General features: G+C 61.2%; 1 protein-coding gene. It reads right to left on the reverse strand.

Annotated elements, in window-relative coordinates; translation table 11 throughout:
- Positions 1-26: 26 nt before the first annotated feature.
- Positions 27-3,605 carry a hypothetical protein gene (locus tag AC3ET4_RS30465; protein ID WP_431955151.1) on the reverse strand — a complete coding sequence of 1,193 codons (3,579 nt, stop codon included), beginning with the start codon at positions 3,603-3,605 and terminating at the stop codon, positions 27-29.
- Positions 3,606-3,803: the final 198 nt, after the last annotated feature.

Consider the following 3,803-nt stretch of genomic DNA (forward strand, 5'->3'; position numbering starts at 1 on the left):
AACCGTTCGGATCAATACAGACCCGGTTATTCGCAGATGTTGATGGTGGTGTCTTTTCCGAGGTCGAATTGGATGCTGGCGGGGGTGTGGGGAAGGTGGACGACGGCGTTGACGAATTCGATGGCGCGGTTGGTGGCCTGGGGGCCGGTCCGGTGTTCCGGTGCGATGGACACGATGGGCGGGGTCTTTTGTTCTGCGGGGGCGCTGAGCAGCGCTGCCGCGGCCTTGACGTGTTCGGTGTACTCGGGTGTGCCGGTGGGCGGCAGCATGCTCGCGTCGAGCAGGTATCGGTGACTTTCGGGGCCCTGGCGCAACGGCTGGACCGGGTCGTGCACCGGGTTCTGCGGTGTTGTTGCCCGGTCTCGGGTGCTGGCGGGTTCTGAGGTGTCGAGTCGGGGGGAAGTGGTTGTACTGGCCGATACCGGCCCGCCGGTCGTTCGTTCCTGTGATGGGGGTGTGGTGCCGGTAGCGGCGTCTTCTTGTGCGAGTTCGCGAGTGTTGCTAGGCAGGCGGGTGGGATACCGCTGTTTTGCGTGCTCGAGAAATAGCGCCACATCCTCCCGGCTCAAGTGGTGTTGGCCTGTGTGTATGCCCTGCCGTGCTGGTGAATTCAGGCGGAGGTTGAATTCGTGATATAGGTCGTCCTCGGCGGTCAGTGGTGCGGTGGGTTTTGTGGTTGTGGGTGCAAGTACATCGATGTGATCGCCAGGAGGCATCGGAGGGATGAGGGGACGGATGGGACGGATGCTGGGCCCGGTCACGGCGGTTTGAGGAGAGACGCGACCGGTGTGGTCTTCGGTGCGGATCCTGTGGGTGGTTCCCGGAGGCGCTGTCGCGGAGATAGAAGATGGAACCTGACGGGTTGGCCAGCCCGATCCTTCTCGTCCGCGTTGACTGGGGGCGGCTATGGCAGAGACGGAGACCTGGTCGGACGGTTGGGACACTATCTGTGCCATGCCGTTGCGAGCTCGCACCCACGACCCGCCGGATTCGAGGATGAACCCACTGTTTCCTGCAGAGACGCTGTGAGTTCCTCCGAATGTCTCGACCCGCAGTGCTTGGCTGATGTCAGCGAGGTGGTGGGTCTGGCCCACCTCACAAACAAGGCAGACTGCTTGCGAGGCCAGCCGTTCTGTAAACGACCGCCGACGCCGGAGTACCGAGCCCACGGTCTTGCCTGTCAAGGGCATCCTTCCGTGTACGGTCTGAAGAATCGGCTGTCCGGCAGTCGTGCTGTCAGTTGAGTGAGAGTCGAAGAAATAAGCGCCATGACTATCCCACGGTACTTTCCATGCAGGGCCGACAGGCAACAGGTCCTCATCATTGATGAGCTGTCCCATACGATAGGAGCTAAAAGAGCTTAGCGGCCAGTAGTGATGAGAGGCCGGGTCGTTCGGGGCGAGGGAGCGATGGCCAATTAGTCGGCCCTGTTCGTCTGCCAGCGGAGCCAGATAGAGGTCGCTGTCGAGGAACAACCTGCCGTCGTCAGCGACGAACGTCGCCACGGTTGGGCGCTCCCTGACCTGGCCGCCAGCATGGGGGGCGGTATAGAGCCACTGGCCCGCAGGCTCGTACTCCCCGTGCAACACAACCAGCGACATCCGGTTCCCCTCCTGATGGAGAAGGGGCCGGCCGGTGTGGGACCACACCGGCCGCTTGATACGGTCCGCCACTGCACGGGCGAGGTCCAAGTTACGGGCTGCCGCATCAGGGATGATCAGCACAATCGACGGATGCGCACGCAGCGCGCTGTCCTGCGCGAGAAGGTCGCCAAAGTGCTCATAGCTCAGGCGCTGCTCGCCCATTTGAGTAGCTACTCGGATGAAACCCGGTCCAGAGCTGTCCAGCTGAGCTCGGACAAAATAGGGGCCCCCCGCGACCGCGCGCCAGGGGACAGGAACGCGCACAAAGTTATTTCGATCACCTTTAACCTGCGGATAGGCAGTGAAATCGCCGTCGAACTGCGAGTCAGCACTGCGGCCACTGAAATCCCGCCCGCGCACCACGCCGCTAGGCCCACGCAGCGTAGTGGAGATCAGATGTTCCAGAGCCTGGACAGGATGAGGGCTGGTATCGATTTCGGGCCGGTCCACCCGAAGTTCCACCACGTCTGGAGGAAGAGGCGCCGACTGTATGTGGAGCAGCGTGTTCACGGGAATCTGTTGCGTGACAGCGGGGCCCAGTACGGATCTCAAAAGGCCCTGAACCTGAGAAGCCACCGACTGGGCGACAGCCTGGAAATCCTGATGGGCGCCCACGGCGACTCGCGGCAGGGCCGCCGCGTCGCTGTACGCGTGCCACAATCGCAGTTCGGCCGCGTACCCGAAGACGAACTGAGCCAGCGCTGCGGCCCCTTCGTGCGTCAACGTTCCTTGAACGTTTTGCACTGCCACTGAGACAGGACGAGTCATCACCCGCTCAAGACACCTGCCCATAGTCTGAGGGCTCCAGCCGTTCGCTGGCCTCACCGCAGGCCCGATATTGACACTCGGTGCTCCTCCGGGGAGGCTGGCGAGACCACGTCCGAGGTAAATATCGACCAGCGCCCCGGCAAGCTCGTGGGTGTTCCGGGGCAGACGGTTGCGGTACTCGGTCAGTACCCGCTGGTGTAGTGCAGCGACGTCATCCGCATTCACGTGAGGCCTGGTCGGGACGTTTACTTCCCCCTCTGCCAGTTCGTCTAGTTTCTGACGCAACCTTCTGTTGAAGGTGTGATAAAGGTCTATGGCAGGATCCAGATGCGACCTGCTGAGTGTTGTCGCTTCTGGGGTGGGGTCCGTTAGGACACTGGCCTGTGCGCGAGGACTATGGTTAGGCAGCGCCGAAGAAGAGTTCCTCGCGATTTCAGATTCGCTCGGTGCACCGCATGTACGGAGGACTGCCTGGACACGGGCATGTTCCGCCGTACCAGGAGTCAGCTCGCTCAGTCGACCTTGCAGGTTTTGCTGATTGAGGGCGTCGGTGGCATCGGTTTGAGTGAATGCCATTCTGACGGAATGCTCGTCCTCTGGATCACCAAAGAGTGGTTCGTCCGCGACCATCTCGTCGCCGTAAACCGCCGCTGCAACAGCAGACCTGGGTACGTCGAGGAATGCCTGAGTTGCCCGATTTTCAGCCACTGGTGTGACACTTCCCACGTGCTGGATATCTACGTGGGGATTTTTCACGCGGGAGGTCGCCGGGCTCCTTACCCCGACGACAGGGAGGGCTGACGGCTCCTGCTGCCCGTCCGGGACCGAGAAGAGCTGGTTGGCGGGTTTCCGAAGCGTGACAGACGGCCCCGGCTCGTCGTATACGGAGCCGTTGCTGAGGGTCATTCCCAGGGGAATCTCAAAGCCGTGTCGACCACCCGTGGAATTAACCACTTGACCGTCCGAAGACGCCGACTGCGGGTCGAAGCGGAGCTGGGGGCCCAGATCGGACGAACGAGATTCCGGGATCTCGGCGGACTCACTTACTACCTCCTGAAGTATCTTTGCATAAGAGGCTGCAAGAAGTGTTCTGACCGCCTCAACTCTTTCCTGTATGTCACCCGAGCCCATTTTCGAAAGTTCGGCGACATCTTCGCCGACGGGAAAGCATTGCTGTGTTTCAATGTTTAACATTCTGGGTCCTTTTCGATCGCTCTGCAAAGCAGCCGTTACTTGGCATTTCCCACAAAACGGTCCAGGATTGCGATGCAGGTCCCGCAATAGTTGGCGAGTTCCATCAGGAGGCCGAAGAAGGCCGCCTGGTCTCGGGCGAAGGTCTTCACCATGGACGTGATGCCGGCTTCGCCGGTGTCTTGTACTACAGCCTCAGAC

It is taken from the genome of Actinacidiphila sp. bgisy167, from assembly GCF_057707665.1.